At 43.6% G+C, this 15,020-nt stretch carries 12 protein-coding genes; 11 read left to right on the top strand and 1 reads right to left on the bottom strand.

Annotated elements, in window-relative coordinates:
• Nucleotides 1–98: 98 nt before the first annotated feature.
• Nucleotides 99–968 (bottom strand): LysR family transcriptional regulator, encoded by an 870-nt coding sequence (locus KGMB01110_RS13240; protein WP_158555716.1) that lies wholly within the window; start codon nucleotides 966–968, stop codon nucleotides 99–101.
• A gap of 113 nt (nucleotides 969–1,081) precedes the next feature.
• Between KGMB01110_RS13240 and mdcA the strand changes: the two genes are divergently transcribed.
• The 11 genes from mdcA (at nucleotide 1,082) to lepA (ending at nucleotide 14,950) form a co-directional block, all read left to right on the top strand.
• The gene (mdcA, locus tag KGMB01110_RS13245; protein ID WP_117603706.1) at nucleotides 1,082–2,728 is read left to right on the top strand and encodes a malonate decarboxylase subunit alpha; all 1,647 of its coding nucleotides are present in this window, start codon (nucleotides 1,082–1,084) and stop codon (nucleotides 2,726–2,728) included.
• Between the two features lie 78 nt (nucleotides 2,729–2,806).
• Nucleotides 2,807–4,246 (top strand): aldehyde dehydrogenase family protein, encoded by a 1,440-nt coding sequence (locus tag KGMB01110_RS13250; protein ID WP_117603705.1) that lies wholly within the window; start codon nucleotides 2,807–2,809, stop codon nucleotides 4,244–4,246.
• 94 nt (nucleotides 4,247–4,340) lie between these two features.
• A complete protein-coding gene (locus KGMB01110_RS13255; RefSeq protein ID WP_117603704.1) occupies nucleotides 4,341–5,240 on the top strand; it encodes a sugar phosphate isomerase/epimerase family protein in 900 nt (299 codons plus the stop codon).
• 191 nt (nucleotides 5,241–5,431) lie between these two features.
• On the top strand, nucleotides 5,432–6,397 hold the full coding sequence (locus KGMB01110_RS13260; RefSeq protein ID WP_117603703.1) for a D-2-hydroxyacid dehydrogenase: 966 nt from the start codon (nucleotides 5,432–5,434) through the stop codon (nucleotides 6,395–6,397).
• A 22-nt stretch (nucleotides 6,398–6,419) separates the two neighbouring features.
• Nucleotides 6,420–7,022 (top strand): histidine phosphatase family protein, encoded by a 603-nt coding sequence (locus tag KGMB01110_RS13265; RefSeq protein ID WP_119298812.1) that lies wholly within the window; start codon nucleotides 6,420–6,422, stop codon nucleotides 7,020–7,022.
• 201 nt (nucleotides 7,023–7,223) lie between these two features.
• Complete coding sequence (gene ilvD / locus KGMB01110_RS13270; RefSeq protein ID WP_119298814.1) at nucleotides 7,224–8,897, top strand: dihydroxy-acid dehydratase; 1,674 nt, start codon at nucleotides 7,224–7,226, stop codon at nucleotides 8,895–8,897.
• A gap of 193 nt (nucleotides 8,898–9,090) precedes the next feature.
• Entirely contained in the window at nucleotides 9,091–10,359 is a 1,269-nt protein-coding gene (locus KGMB01110_RS13275; protein ID WP_170141735.1) for an SLC13 family permease, read from the top strand.
• A 26-nt stretch (nucleotides 10,360–10,385) separates the two neighbouring features.
• Nucleotides 10,386–10,955 (top strand): beta-class carbonic anhydrase, encoded by a 570-nt coding sequence (locus tag KGMB01110_RS13280; RefSeq protein WP_117603699.1) that lies wholly within the window; start codon nucleotides 10,386–10,388, stop codon nucleotides 10,953–10,955.
• Between the two features lie 98 nt (nucleotides 10,956–11,053).
• Nucleotides 11,054–11,908, top strand: coding sequence for an aldo/keto reductase (locus tag KGMB01110_RS13285; protein ID WP_119298819.1), 855 nt, complete (start codon nucleotides 11,054–11,056; stop codon nucleotides 11,906–11,908).
• Between the two features lie 231 nt (nucleotides 11,909–12,139).
• The gene (gene holA / locus KGMB01110_RS13290; protein WP_119298821.1) at nucleotides 12,140–13,120 is read left to right on the top strand and encodes a DNA polymerase III subunit delta; all 981 of its coding nucleotides are present in this window, start codon (nucleotides 12,140–12,142) and stop codon (nucleotides 13,118–13,120) included.
• Nucleotides 13,121–13,135: 15 nt separating this feature from the next.
• On the top strand, nucleotides 13,136–14,950 hold the full coding sequence (lepA, locus tag KGMB01110_RS13295; protein WP_117888184.1) for a translation elongation factor 4: 1,815 nt from the start codon (nucleotides 13,136–13,138) through the stop codon (nucleotides 14,948–14,950).
• The last annotated feature ends 70 nt before the right edge of the window (nucleotides 14,951–15,020 follow it).

A 15,020-nucleotide genomic window follows, 5' to 3' on the forward strand; every position in this document is an offset into this window, starting at 1 on the left:
TATAACAAAAGACTATGGCACAATAACTGTCACGTATTAGACAAAATGCTTAATTTCGAATAAACTAAATACAGATAAAAAATTAACACAGCAACAGATTACGAACGACTCTTGAGTAGATGAATCAGGTTTTTCAAGCCTTCAGAGTGCTTTTGGTTCTTGTTCCAGATCAGTCGAACCTTGGCGGTTGGAGCTTTCTGGAAAGAAAGAGAGACCATATTTTCATCGGTGTTTAAGATTCCGTCGAAGAGAAAAGTTGCTGCAGTATTATTATCTACCAGACGCTGGATTGTCTGAAGCTGATCAGTATAAAGAATGACGGTTGGCTTGATTCCGATTTTTTCAAAACGACGAAGGACGTGGGATGTCAGCCAGGTGTCTTTTTTAAGAAGAACCAGAGGAACATTTTCTAGGTCTTCGAAAGAAATTTCGGATCTGCAGGCAATAGGGTTTTCAATGGATGTATAGAAATAAATCGGAATGTCACAGATATCTATCATATCGAGGCAGGCTGGAAATGGTTCACCGCCGGAAACTAACGCAGCATCTAACTGAGCATCGGCGACCATGGATTTGTTGGTAAGAGATCCGTGTTCGGTGACAGTTAAAGTAGTCAGAGGGTATTGCTTCTGGAGATCTTTCATGATCCCAGGGAATACGATAGAGCTAATCATCGGAGGAATTCCGAGTTTAACTTCTTGATTTGCTTTTCCGAGGCGAGTCATTTCTTCTATCAGAACATCAGCACAACTGAGAACTTTTTCGGTGTGCTCCAGAAGGATTTTTCCTTCTTCAGTAAGTGAAAGACCCTTGCTGAGACGTTGGAAAAGAGTGACACCAAATTCTTCTTCGAGGTCGCGGATGACATTGGAAAGACTTGGCTGAGAAACATGCAACTCATTGGAAGCTCGGGTAATGTTATTATATTTACAAATGGTTTGAAAGTATTTAAGTTGTAACAATTTCATGAAAATGCCCTCCCAAAATGACAAGTTTTGCATTAATTATTATAAAGTAAAAAAATTGAATATTCAATAAAAATAATAACAAAAAACAAAGCAACAAGAAAGGAGACGTGCAAATGATCAGACACGAAGTAGACGCATGGGATACCGAGCGTCAGAAAAAGCGGGAAAAAATGGAGGCGATCTATCAATTTTCTGATGGGAAAGTCGTAAAAGAAGATCAGATCAAACAGTTGTTAGAGACAGCCATTCGCCCGGGAGAGACCGTTGCGATCGAAGGTGACAACCAGAAACAGGCAGTTCAGCTCTCAAAGGGACTGGCTACGGTAGATCCGAAAAAGGTAAACGGACTTCACATCGTAATGTCCTGTACACAGATGCAGGAACATCTGGATATCTTCGAATTGGGGATCGCAGAAAAACTTGATTTCTCCTACGCAGGAAACGCTGCAAAGAGACTTCCGGAAATGATCGAAGCAGGAACTGTAAAAGTTGGAGCTATCCACACATATTTGGAGATGTTCAGCCGTATGTTTACGGACCTGATTCCGAATGTCTGCCTGTGTGTAGCAGAAGAAGCTGATAAGGACGGTAACCTTTACACCGGACCGAACACAGAAGAGACTCCGACGATCGTTGAGGCAACTGCATTTAAGAGTGGTGTTGTAATTGTTCAGGTTAATAAACTGGTTGACAAGGTTACACGTATTGATATCCCTGGTGAATGGGTAGACGTAGTTGTTCCGACTGAGGAACCATGTGTGATCGAGCCGATCATGACCCGTGACCCACAGTACATCAAAGATGTACATGTCCTTCAGGGAATGATGGCAATCAAAGGAATCTATGCAAAACATCTCGTTACCCGTATGAATCATGGAATTGGATTCAATACAGCAGCAATCGAGCTTCTGCTTCCTACATATGGAGAAGAACTTGGACTGAAAGGAAAGATTTGTACAAACTGGGTATCCAACCCGATTCCGGCTATGATCCCGGCAATCGAAACAGGATGGGTAAAGAGCGTTGTAGCTTTTGGTAGTGAGCTTGGAATGGAAGACTATGTAAGAGAAAGATCTGATGTATTCTTTACCGGAGCAGACGGAAGCCTTCGTTCCAACAGATGCTATGCACAGATGGCTGGTATGTATGGAATTGATATGTTTACAGGTTCCACACTTCAGATGGATGCAGATGGAAACTCTTCTACAGTAACAAAGGGAAGAATCACAGGATTCGGTGGAGCACCGAACATGGGATCCAACCCACACGGAAGAAGACATTCCTCACCGGCATGGAACAGTATGATTACCAATCCATCCGATCCGATGGCGAAAGGAAACAAGCTGGTTACACAGATCGTTCGTACTCAGACAAAAGCAGGCCCGACATTCGTAGAACAGTTAGATGCTGTTGAAGTAGGAAAACAGGCTGGATTTGATGAGCCACCGGTAATGATCTACGGCGAAGACCTGACCCATCTGATTACAGAAGTTGGTCTTGGATATGTATATATGGGTGAAACACCGGAAGAAAGAAGAAAGATCATTGCTGCAGTAGCAGGAGATACACCGGTTGGACACACCATTACAACGAAAGAGATCAATGAATTGAGAGCAGCTGGAAAGGTAGCATTCCCAGAAGATCTCGGAATTGATCCTTCAGAAGCAACCAGAGAGAGACTGGCAGCTAAGAATATGAAGGAGATCACAGACTGGTCAGATGGTCTGTACAAAGCTCCGCCGAAATTCAAAAACTGGTAAGATCCAAATAATAAACAAGAACCAAAATAAAGCCAAAATAAAAGCCAAAAAATAAAAAAGAAAAGGAGAGATGTTATTATGGCAGAACAGGAAGTAAACTACGCAGAGTATATGGAAGGTTTAGTTGCAAGAGCAAGAGCAGCTCAGAAGATCGCTGAAACATATGATCAGGAAAGAGTTGATGAACTGTGTGAAGCAGTTTCTTATGCAGCTTGTAACGAGCAGTTCAGAAGAACAGCAGCTCAGATGTTGGTTGATGAGTCTAAGATGGGTGTATTCGAAGACAAATTCAATAAGATCCGTAACAAAGCAATGGGTGTTTATCGTGATATGAAGGGTGAAAAATCCGTTGGTATCATCGAGACAGATACAGAGAAGAACACAGTTACATATATCAAACCTATGGGAGTTATCGGAGCAATCACACCGGTTACAAACGGAGAGGCTACACCGATCGTTAAAACTCTTTGGGTATTGAAGAGCAGAAATGCCCTGATCATTTCCCCACACAGAAGTGGAAAGAACACAGCTGTTTATGTAGTAAATTACATCAGAAGCGTCCTGAAACAGATGGGAGCACCGGAAGATTTGGTTATCTGTGTTGATCCGGAATATGTTGGACGTCCATGTGCAGCTGAAATGATGAAACAGTGTGATTTCCTGGTAGCTACAGGTGGATCCGGACTGGTTAAGACAGCTTATTCTTCAGGAACACCTACAATCGGTGTTGGTGCTGGTAATGCTACAACATACATTGATGACACAGCTGATCTTGCAAATGCTGCAAAATTGATCTGCAAATCTCAGATCTTTGATAATTCTTCCAGCTGTTCTTCAGAGAACAACATCATCGCCTGCGAATCTATCTACGAAGATTTCGTAAAAGCTTGCGAAGCAGAAGGTGCATTTATCGCAAGAAACGGATCTCCGGAAAAAGAAGCATTAGTAAAGACCATCTGGCCAGAGTGGCCTGAAAACAAAAAGCTCAGCCGTCAGACAGCTGCTAGAAGCATTAAGACAATTACTGAGCTTGCTGGAATCACTGTACCGGAAGGAACAAAGTTCATCCTGTTAGAGGAGAAAGACGGAGTTGGAAAAGGATTTGTAACAACTACCGAAAAACTTTGCCCGGTTGTAAGTATCATTCCTGCGAAAGACTTTGATGAAGGTCTGGATAAGATGGAAAAGATTCTTGATTATCAGGGATGTGGACATAGCTGTGGTATCCACACAACAGATTCTGCTAAGGTTGACAAGATGGCACTTCGGATGAAAGTTGCAAGAATCCTTGTAAATCAGCCGCAGGCACTTGGTAACTCCGGAGCATACTTCAACGGACTGCCGATTACAATGTCTCTTGGATGTGCTACATGGGGCGGAAACAGCACCTGCAGAAACGTTACTTGGAAAGACATTGTTAACACAACTACAGTATCTAAACCGGTTGAGGAAATCATCCCGACAGAGGAAGGACTGTACTCTGAAAAGACACGTAGCATGACATTTGACGTAAAATAAGCTATAATAAATCTGGTGCGGGAATCGCTGTTGTATAGCAGCGGTTCCTGACCATTGACACCAAAAGGTAAGAAGCAGAGAAGGAGCAGTAATTATGAATGAATCAATTCACAAATATTTTAAAGTAGGTACGATTCAGTGGATGACACATCCGCCGAAAGATTATGAACTTTTAGACTCTTTAAAGACCATCGCCTGCGATGATTTCTTTGATGCTATCGAGGTAACACAGGTAAAGGATGATGCGTTAAGAGAACAGGCGAAGAAGATTCTTGATCAGTCTCATCTGAAAGTTTGCTATGGTGCACAGCCGAGACTTCTTGGTACCGGATTGAATCCGAATGACATTGATGAAGAAGGCAGAAAGAAAGCAGAAGCTACTCTGTTGGAAGCAATCGATGAAGCAGAATACCTGGGAGCAGGCGGAATTGCATTCCTGGCAGGAAAATGGGAAGAAGAGACAAAGGACCAGGCATACGCTCAGCTGTTGAAAACAACAAGAGCGGTATGTGATTATGCAGCTACCAAAGGAATGATGGTAGAACTTGAAGTATTTGATTTCGATATGGATAAAGCTGCTTTGATCGGTCCTGCACCGTATGCTGCACAGTTTGCTGCAGATATGAGAAAGACCAACAATAACTTTGGTTTAATGGTTGACCTTTCACACTTCCCGACAACATATGAAGTGTCCAAGTTTGTGGTTCAGACTGTAAGACCTTATATCACACATTTCCATATCGGAAATGCGGTTGTAAAAGAAGGATGCGACGCTTATGGCGACAAGCACCCGAGATTTGGATTCCCGAACAGTGCAAATGATGTAGAAGAGTTAAGAGATTTCTTCTGTGTATTAAAAGAAGAAGGATTCTTCAATGCAGAAAATCCGTATGTACTTTCAATGGAAGTTACACCGTTTGGAGATGAAGATGGAGATATTATTCTTGCAAATACAAAACGTGTGATCAATCGTGCGTGGGCATTGGCAGAGTAATGAATATAATGCTCTCAGCTGAGGGAGTGTTTCTTGGGCTGAGAGCGTTTATTATTTACGCGAAGCAACGAGCTAAAGTCTGTGCTTGCACAAGACCTTGGCGGTGCTAAGCGCCAGTGACGCTTGTTCAGCACCAACCGAAGTGGAACGTAGATGCCGCGATAATTTAAGAAAGTAAGGAGAGAGAGAAGATGAAAATTGTAGTATTGGACGGTTACACCGAAAATCCTGGAGATCTTTCCTGGGATGAGTTGGCTAAATTAGGGGATCTGACAGTTTATGACAGAACTTCTTATGAAGAGTCTCCGCTGATCGCAGAGCGCATCGGAGATGCAGAGATTGCAGTCATCAACAAGACACCGATTTCCAAAGCAACTATCGATGCTTGCCCGAACCTGAAAGCAATTGCAGTTCTGGCAACAGGATATAATGTAGTAGACTATGTTTATGCAAAAGAAAAAGGAATTCCGGTTATCAACGTACCGACCTATGGAACTCAGATTGTAGGACAGTATGCAGTCGGACTTCTTCTGGAGATCTGTTCTCACTACGGACATCATGATGCAACCGTAAAAGAGGGAAAATGGGAAAATAATGATGACTGGTGCTATTGGGATTACCCAATGATCGAGGTATACGGAAAGACCGTTGGTATCATCGGACTTGGTAAGATTGGTCAGGCATCTGCAAAGATTTTAAAAGCAATGGAAATGAGAGTTCTCGCATACGATGCATATCCGTCAGAGGCTGGAAAACAGCTGGCAGAATATGTAGATCTGGATACTCTGTTTGCTGAGTCTGATGTGATCTTCCTGCACTGCCCACTGTTCCCGGAGACAGAAGGTATCATCAACAAAGAGAACATTGCAAAGATGAAAGATGGCGTGATCATCATCAACAACAGCCGTGGTGGACTGGTGGTAGAACAGGATCTGGCAGATGCGCTGAACAGTGGAAAGGTTTATGCAGCAGGTCTGGATGTTGTTTCCACAGAGCCGATCAAGGGGGACAACCCGCTTCTGAAAGCGAAAAACTGTATCATTACTCCACATATTTCCTGGGCAGCTCAGGCAGCAAGACAGAGAATTATGGACATCACAGTAGATGGTATTAAGGCATTCCTGGATGGAAATCCGATTAATGTCGTAAATAAATAGGTGTAGTAATAGGGTTATATATATGAATGATCAAAGAATCTGTCTGATTAGACACGGACAGACCACATGGAACAAAGAACGTAAGATACAGGGTCTGGAAGATATTCCGTTAAATGAAACGGGGTATCAGCAGGCAAAAGACTGTGGAGAAGCGCTGCTTAAAGCCGGCTGGAGCGGCTGTAAGATTGTATCAAGTCCCTTGACAAGAGCGTTGGAAACAGCAAGATGTATCGGCGAAGTGTTAGGGATATCGGAAATTGGCATAGCAGAAAATTTAAAAGAACGAGATTATGGAACTGCTTCCGGTAAACCAAAGGATTTTAAAGGTCGTAAGATTGAATTCTCAGAGGAGCAATATCAAAATGTAGAATCATGGGAACATGTTCAGAAACGTATGGAAAGGTGTGTCACACAAATTGCAGAACAACAAAAAGATGATGTGATCCTTATATCCCATGGCGCAGCAATCAGTGCGTTGCTGGACAAACTTTCAAAGGGAGCGATCGATCCTTCCTGTCATGTGTTGCAGAACACGTCGGTCAGCATCCTGCTCTATCGAGAGGGCAGATTAGAGTTGACACAATGTGATATTCAGGCAGAAGATGTACGAAAACTGAAATTTTAACCGGATTCCCCATAAATCCGGGCGAGAAGGAAAGAAACGTATATCGGATCAATCAAAAGTGCAAAAAGCATATCCCATATGGTACAGGTAGTTTCTGTGCCATATGGGATTTTTCGCGATATTTCGTGAAATGATAAACAATGGAGAATAAGAAAGCTATAACAGAAGAGTTATAAAAAATAATAGAAAAGAGGAAAGAAAATGAGAAGTGATTTAGTAAGAAAAGGGATGCAGCAGGCACCACATCGGTCCTTGTTTTATGCATTGGGAATGACAGAAGAGGAAATGGAACGTCCGCTGATCGGAATCGTAAGTTCTTATAATGAGATCGTTCCCGGTCATATGAATCTGGATAAGATTACGGAAGCGGTTAAGACGGGTATCAGCATGGCAGGAGGAGTTCCGGCAATGTTCCCGGCAATCGCGGTCTGTGACGGAATTGCGATGGGGCATCAGGGGATGAAATATTCGCTGGTTACGAGAGAACTGATCGCGGATTCCACAGAGGCAATGGCGATTGCTCATCAGTTTGACGCATTGGTTATGATTCCGAACTGTGACAAGAATGTACCGGGACTTTTGATGGCAGCTGCCAGATTGAACATTCCGACAATTTTTGTATCAGGAGGACCGATGCTTGCGGGAAAGGTTCATGGTGAAAAGAAGAGTCTTTCTGCTATTTTCCAGGCCGCAGGAGCATATGCAGCCGGTAAATTAGATGATGATGATATGCAGGAATATGAACATAATATCTGTCCGACCTGTGGATCATGTTCCGGAATGTATACAGCAAATTCCATGAACTGCCTGACGGAAGTTCTTGGTATGGGACTTCGCGGAAACGGAACGATTCCGGCAGTGTATTCTGAGAGAATCCGTCTTGCAAAAAAAGCAGGTATGCAGATTGTAGAACTTTTAAAACAGGACATCAAGCCACGGGATATTATGACAGAGGATGCGTTTATGAATGCACTGACTGTAGATATGGCTTTGGGATGTTCTACCAATAGTATGCTGCATTTGCCGGCGATCGCTCATGAGGCAGGAGTAAAACTGGATCTGGAGATTGCAAATGAAGTCAGCATGCGTACACCGAACTTATGTCATCTGGCTCCGGCGGGATATCATTTTGTAGAGGAACTGAACGAAGCGGGTGGTATTTATGCAGTTATGAACGAACTGGATAAATTGAATCTAATCAAAAAAGATGTAATGACTGTAACCGGAAAGACGGTTGGAGAAAATATTAAAGGCCATGTAAATAAGAATCCGGAGATTATCCGCCCGGTAGAGAATCCATATAGCAAAACGGGTGGTCTGGCAATCCTGAAAGGAAATATTGCACCGGAAGGATGCGTGGTAAAACAGTCAGCAGTAGTAGAAGAGATGTTGGTACATGAGGGACCGGCAAGAGTCTTTGACTGTGAGGATGAGGCGATTGTTGCCATCAAAGACGGAACTATTGTGCCGGGAGACGTTGTTATTATCCGCTATGAGGGACCGAAAGGCGGTCCGGGTATGAGAGAGATGCTGAATCCGACCTCTGCTATCGTTGGAATGGGTCTGGGATCTACGGTTGCACTGATCACAGATGGAAGATTTTCAGGTGCATCCAGCGGAGCAGCCATTGGACATGTTTCTCCGGAAGCGGCAGTAGGTGGCCCGATCGCTCTGATCGAAGAGGGAGATACTATCCAGATTGATATTCCGAACCACAGTATCCGTGTGGATGTGTCGGATGAGGTGCTGGCAGAGAGAAAGAAAGCTTGGAAGCCGAGAAGACCTCGTATTACAACCGGTTATCTGGCAAGATACGCTGATCACGTGACATCTGGAAGTCAGGGAGCAATTTTGAAGCCAAACCAGGAATTGTGATATAGCTATAAATTATAACATAATAAGACTAATGTATTATCTTTTTTGCACAAATATGTATATAATTTAACAAAAGGGACAGGTACAATACAATAAAAATTATTGGATGAGGAGAAAAGATTTGTGCATATTTCCTATTATGGGGCAGGAAATAAAGGGAGCACAATCTTACCTGGAAAGGAGCGGTTTTATTATGAATATGGCTACATTATCATTGATCATGCTGGTAGCAGCGATCGCAATCGGGTTCTTCCTGAACGTAAACGTAGGTCTTGTTTCAATCTTCTTTGCTGTAATTCTGGGGTATGGAAGTGGACAGTTCACAGGAAAAGAAATCATCTCCGGTTGGAGCGGATCGCTGTTCATGACACTGGCAGGTATCACTTTAGTGTTCGCTATCGTACAGTCAAACAACTCTCTGGAGTTATTGATTCGTAAGATAATTAACAAACTGGGTAAAGCAGTTGTGTTAGTACCGGTTGTATATTTCGTATTTGCATGGGCAGTATCAGCAGCAGGTCCTGGACTGATCCCAACCGCAGCACTGGTTACAGTATTGGCAGTTCCGCTGGCGCATGAAACAGGATTCCATCCTCTTATGCTTTCCATGACAGCTGTTGCAGCAGCAAACGCAGGACGTTTCACCATGCTGACAGTAGAAGGTAACCTGATCACAGATCTTCTGGTAGCACAGGGATACACCGAAAACGTTATGATGGGTGTCTGTGTTAGTTCAACAATCCTGGCAGTTATTTTATCTGTTGTTTATTATATCTGGTACAAAGGATATAAAGTAAGGCAGGGAATGGGAAAAGCAACAGAAGTTTCCAAATTTACCAAAGAGCAGATCGTTTCTTTGATCGGTATGTTGGTAATGGTTATCCTGATCCTGGTATTCAAATTTGAAGCCAGCCTGGCAGCATTCTCAGTAGGTGGAACATTGATCATCTTAAGAGTCGGTGATCAGAAAGCAGCATTCAAAGCAATGCCTTGGGGAACTATGATCCTTGTCTGTGGTGTAGGAGTTCTGATGAACCTGGTAGTAGAGCTTGGAGGAATTGATCTTCTTTCTTCCGGTCTTGCAAGCATCATGACAGAGCAGACAGCAGCAGGATTCAGTGGTCTGACAGCAGGTATCTTATCTCTGTTCAGTTCTACATTGGGAGTAGTACTTCCGACTTTGATTCCGACAGTAGGATCTCTGATCGCAAAGGTTGGGGCAGCAGTTACACCGATGGAACTTTGTGCAGCAATCGGATTTGCATCTTCCACATCAGGAATCAGCCCGGCATCTACAGCAGGTGCGCTTACTATGGGTGCTATGACATCTGATCCGGAATTTGCAGAAAAATACAAACCGGAAAAACTGTTCATGGAACTTCTGATCTGGGCATTAGTCAGTGTAGGAATCGTAGTTCTGCTTGCATTCATCGGATTCTTCCGTTGGTTCTCTGTACTGTAAGATTTACATAAAGGAATGGATCAACGATGAAAAAAGAACAGTTACTGGAAGAGATATTAAAAGTAAATTCAGAGTTTGTGGCAGAGAAGAAATATGAAAAACATCAGGCAGAAAAGTTTCCTAAAAAGAAACTGGCGGTCTTAACCTGCATGGATACCCGGTTGGTCAAGTTACTTCCGGAAGCGCTTGGAGTAGAAAATGGCGATATTGTGGTAATCAAGGATGCAGGCGGTGTGGTGTCAAAACCATATGGGGATGTTGTAAGAAGTCTTCTGGTCGCAATCTTAGAACTTGGAGTTACGGGGATCATGGTAATCGGACATACGGATTGTGGTGTACAGAATATGTCCGGTGATGAGATGATCCATCTGATGACAGAAAGGGGTGTTTCAGAAGAAACAATCCAGAACCTGAAATACAGTGGCCTGAATTTTGATGAGTGGCTTTGCGGATTTGATACCAACGAGCAGTCAGTAAGAAAAACCATAAATGCACTGGAGAACAATCCATTGCTCCCGAAAGATGTATGGGTAGAAGGGTTTGTCATGGATACTGTAACAGGAAAGCTTACGGCAGTGCCGAAAGCAACAAATTAAGGTAGCTCTTTCTCATAACATAAAAGGATCCGGGGGCCAAAGTGTTTGCTTTGACACCCGGATTCTGCTACACTAGGAAAAGGAGGAGAAGTGAGAAAATGAAACAATCTATTGAAATAAAAAGAGGAGCGGTTATGCCGCGCCTTGGAATGGGAACCTGGTTTTTGGGAGAAAATCCACACAGAAGAGATCAGGAAATTGAAGCTTTGCGGGGAGGAATCGAAGCAGGGATTCATTTGATTGATACAGCAGAAATGTATGGAAGTGGCCGTTCCGAAGAAATGATCGGGGAAGCAATTGCGCCCTGTAACAGGGAGGAACTGTTCCTTGTATCAAAGGTTTATCCGCAGAATGCCGGAAAAGCACGTTTGGAGAAAAGTCTGGATCAGTCACTGAGATTGTTGGGGACAGATTATCTGGATCTTTATCTTCTTCATTGGAGGGGAGGAATTCCACTGCGTGAAACTGTAGAATGTATGGAAGCAATGGTAAAAAAAGGAAAGATTAAAAACTGGGGAGTATCCAATTTTGATAAGACAGATATGGAAGAACTGTGGCGAGTACCAAATGGACAAAATTGTGCAGTGAATCAGGTGCTATATCATTTGGGATCCAGAGGAATCGAATATGATCTTCTTCCGTGGCAGAGAGAACATAATGTTCCGGTAATGGCATATTGTCCATTGGCACAGGCCGGATCCCTCAGAAGAGGAATGGTCAACAATCACGCACTCAAACAGGTGGCAGAAAAACATAATATCAGTGTGATGCAGTTACTGTTGGCTTTTGTTTTACAGGATGAAAATGTGATCGCAATCCCAAGAAGTTGTAAGAAAGAACATGTACTGCAAAATGCGGCGGTGCGCGATCTGGAACTGACAAAAGAAGACATGGAAATTTTGAATCAGGCTTATCCGAGTCCGACAAGGAGAGTACCCCTTGACATTGTATGAGATGCACTGGGAATCGGAAAAGCATTTCAGCACAGAACAGATGTCTTAAGATAGAGATTTGATATCTCAAGATGTAATTGGAATGGAATTTCAGCACAGAAACGTGTTTCAACCAGGAAAAGACCTACAGTTCAGACCTACGTTTTACAGAGTAGGTCTTTTTCTTTTGCCAAAAATGTATTATAATAAGTCGGAGTATGACTTTTAACAGAGATTAAAGGATGGAAGTTTGTGAAAGCATTAAATGAAGAGATCAAATCAGGTCAGTTGAAAAAGGTTTATCTGCTGTACGGGGAAGAAGCCTATTTAAAGAAGATGTATAAAGAACGTCTCAGAAAAGCGGCACTCCCGGAAGGGGATACCATGAATTATGCCTATTATGAGGGGAAAAATGTAAATGTAAAAGAAGTCATTGACCTGTCGGAGACGCTTCCGTTTTTTGCAGACAGACGCCTGATCATTCTGGAAAATACCGGATTGTTCAAGAGCGCAGCCACCGATCTGGCAGATTATGTGAAAGAAATCCCGGAGACATCCTGCCTGGTGTTTATTGAGACAGAAGTGGATAAACGGGGAAAGATGTTTAAAGCGGTGAAAACGGAAGGCAGGGTGACGGAACTGCCGTTTCAGGATGAAAAAACATTAAAACGCTGGATTCTTGGATTTGTGAAGAAAGAACAGAAACAGATTACGGAATCAACGCTGAATCATTTTCTGGATAAAGTAGGAACCGACATGGAAAATATTCAGGGAGAGTTGGAAAAACTGTTTTGTTACACCCAGGGAAAGCCGGAGATTACAGTTGAAGATGTGGAGGCAATCTGCGTCACGCAGATTACCAACCGTATTTTTGATATGGTGAATGCAGCGGCCGAGGGAAGACAGAGAGAGGCACTGGATCTGTATTATGATCTGATTGCCCTGAAAGAACCGGCAATGCGGATTTTATATCTCCTGACCAGACAGGTGCGTCTGCTGATGCAGGTGAAAGAGATGCAGGATTTGCATTTTGCACAGAAGGAGATCGCTTCCAAGGCGGGCATCCATCCTTATGCAGCCAAAAAATACATGGCGCAGACCAGATATTTTTCGAAAGAACGTATGAGAGAAGCTGTGGAAGAAAGTGCCAGACTGGAGCAGGATGTAAAAACAGGAAAGCTTTCGGATACCCTGGCAGTTGAGATTTTTATCATAGAGTTAAGTAAAAAGTAAAACGGAGGAAAAAACGTGTCACACATTGATCAGAGTAAAATCAGAAATTTTTGTATCATTGCCCATATTGATCATGGCAAATCGACCCTGGCAGACCGGATCATCGAGAAGACCGGTCTTCTGACCAGCCGGGAGATGCAGTCTCAGGTTCTGGACAATATGGATCTGGAGAGAGAACGTGGAATTACGATTAAAGCCCAGACCGTTCGTACGGTTTATCAGGCAGAAGACGGAGAAGAATACATTTTTAATTTGATCGACACTCCGGGACACGTAGACTTTAACTATGAAGTTTCCCGAAGCCTTGCAGCCTGCGACGGAGCGATCCTGGTCGTAGATGCGGCACAGGGTGTGGAGGCGCAGACGCTGGCAAATGTCTATCTCGCGCTGGATCATGATCTGGACGTCATGCCTGTGATCAACAAGATCGACCTTCCAAGTGCAGATCCGGAACGGGTGATCGAGGAAATCGAAGATGTGATCGGAATCGAAGCAGAGGATGCTCCGCAGATTTCGGCAAAGACCGGACTGAATATCGATCAGGTCTTAGAGCAGATCGTGGAAAAAATTCCGGCACCGGGCGGGGATCCGAAAGCTCCGTTGCAGGCGCTGATCTTCGATTCCCTGTATGATTCTTATAAGGGCGTGATTGTATTTTGCAGAATCATGGAAGGAACTGTAAAAAAAGGAACAAAGATGCGTATGATGGCAACAGGGGCTACGGCAGACGTGGTGGAAGTCGGTTATTTCGGAGCAGGTCAGTTTATTCCCTGTGACGAACTTTCCGCAGGAATGGTAGGGTATATTACCGCCAGCCTGAAAAATGTAAAAGATACCCGGGTGGGCGATACGGTGACAGACGATGAGCATCCGTGTGCAGAGCCGCTTCCGGGTTATAAAAAGGTAAATCCGATGGTATTCTGCGGATTGTATCCGGCAGACGGAGCAAAATATCCGGATCTGAGAGATGCCCTGGAAAAGTTACAGTTAAATGATGCGGCACTTCAGTTTGAGCCGGAGACTTCCATTGCGCTGGGATTCGGATTTCGTTGTGGGTTCCTGGGACTGTTACATCTGGAAATCATTCAGGAGCGTCTGGAACGGGAATACAATCTGGATCTGGTTACGACGGCACCGGGTGTTGTGTATAAGGTGCATAAGACAAACGGAGACGTGATCGAACTGACCAATCCTTCCAATCTTCCGGATCCTTCGGAAATTGAATATATGGAAGAACCGATGGTAAAGGCAGAGATCATGGTGACTTCGGAGTATATCGGAGCGATCATGGATCTTTGTCAGGAACGACGCGGGGAGTATCAAGGAATGGAATATATTGAAGAGACCAGAGCGGTGCTTCGTTATCACCTTCCGCTGAATGAGATTATTTACGATTTCTTTGACGCACTGAAATCCCGCTCCAGAGGTTATGCGTCCTTTGATTATGAGATGCTTGGCTATCAGCAGTCTGATCTGGTGAAGCTGGATATCCTTATTAATAAAGAAGAAGTAGATGCGCTGTCCTTCATTGTCTTCCGGGATACGGCGTATGAGCGTGGAAGAAAAATGTGTGAGAAATTAAAGGCAGAGATTCCGAGACAGATGTTTGAGATCCCGATCCAGGCAGCCATCGGAAGCAAGATCATTGCAAGAGAAACCGTAAAAGCCATGCGGAAAGATGTGCTGGCAAAATGTTATGGTGGAGATATTTCCAGAAAGAGAAAACTTCTGGAAAAACAGAAAGAGGGAAAGAAACGAATGCGTCAGGTGGGAAATGTAGAAATCCCGCAGAAGGCATTTATGAGTGTATTGAAGTTAGACGAGAACTAACAGAAATATAAGAGTGGAAAGCTCAGAGAGAAAAAGCACAGAGTGACCGATAAAGAGAAGCGCGAAAAGA

It is taken from the genome of Mediterraneibacter butyricigenes (genome assembly GCF_003574295.1).
Lineage (GTDB): Bacteria > Bacillota > Clostridia > Lachnospirales > Lachnospiraceae > Mediterraneibacter_A > Mediterraneibacter_A butyricigenes.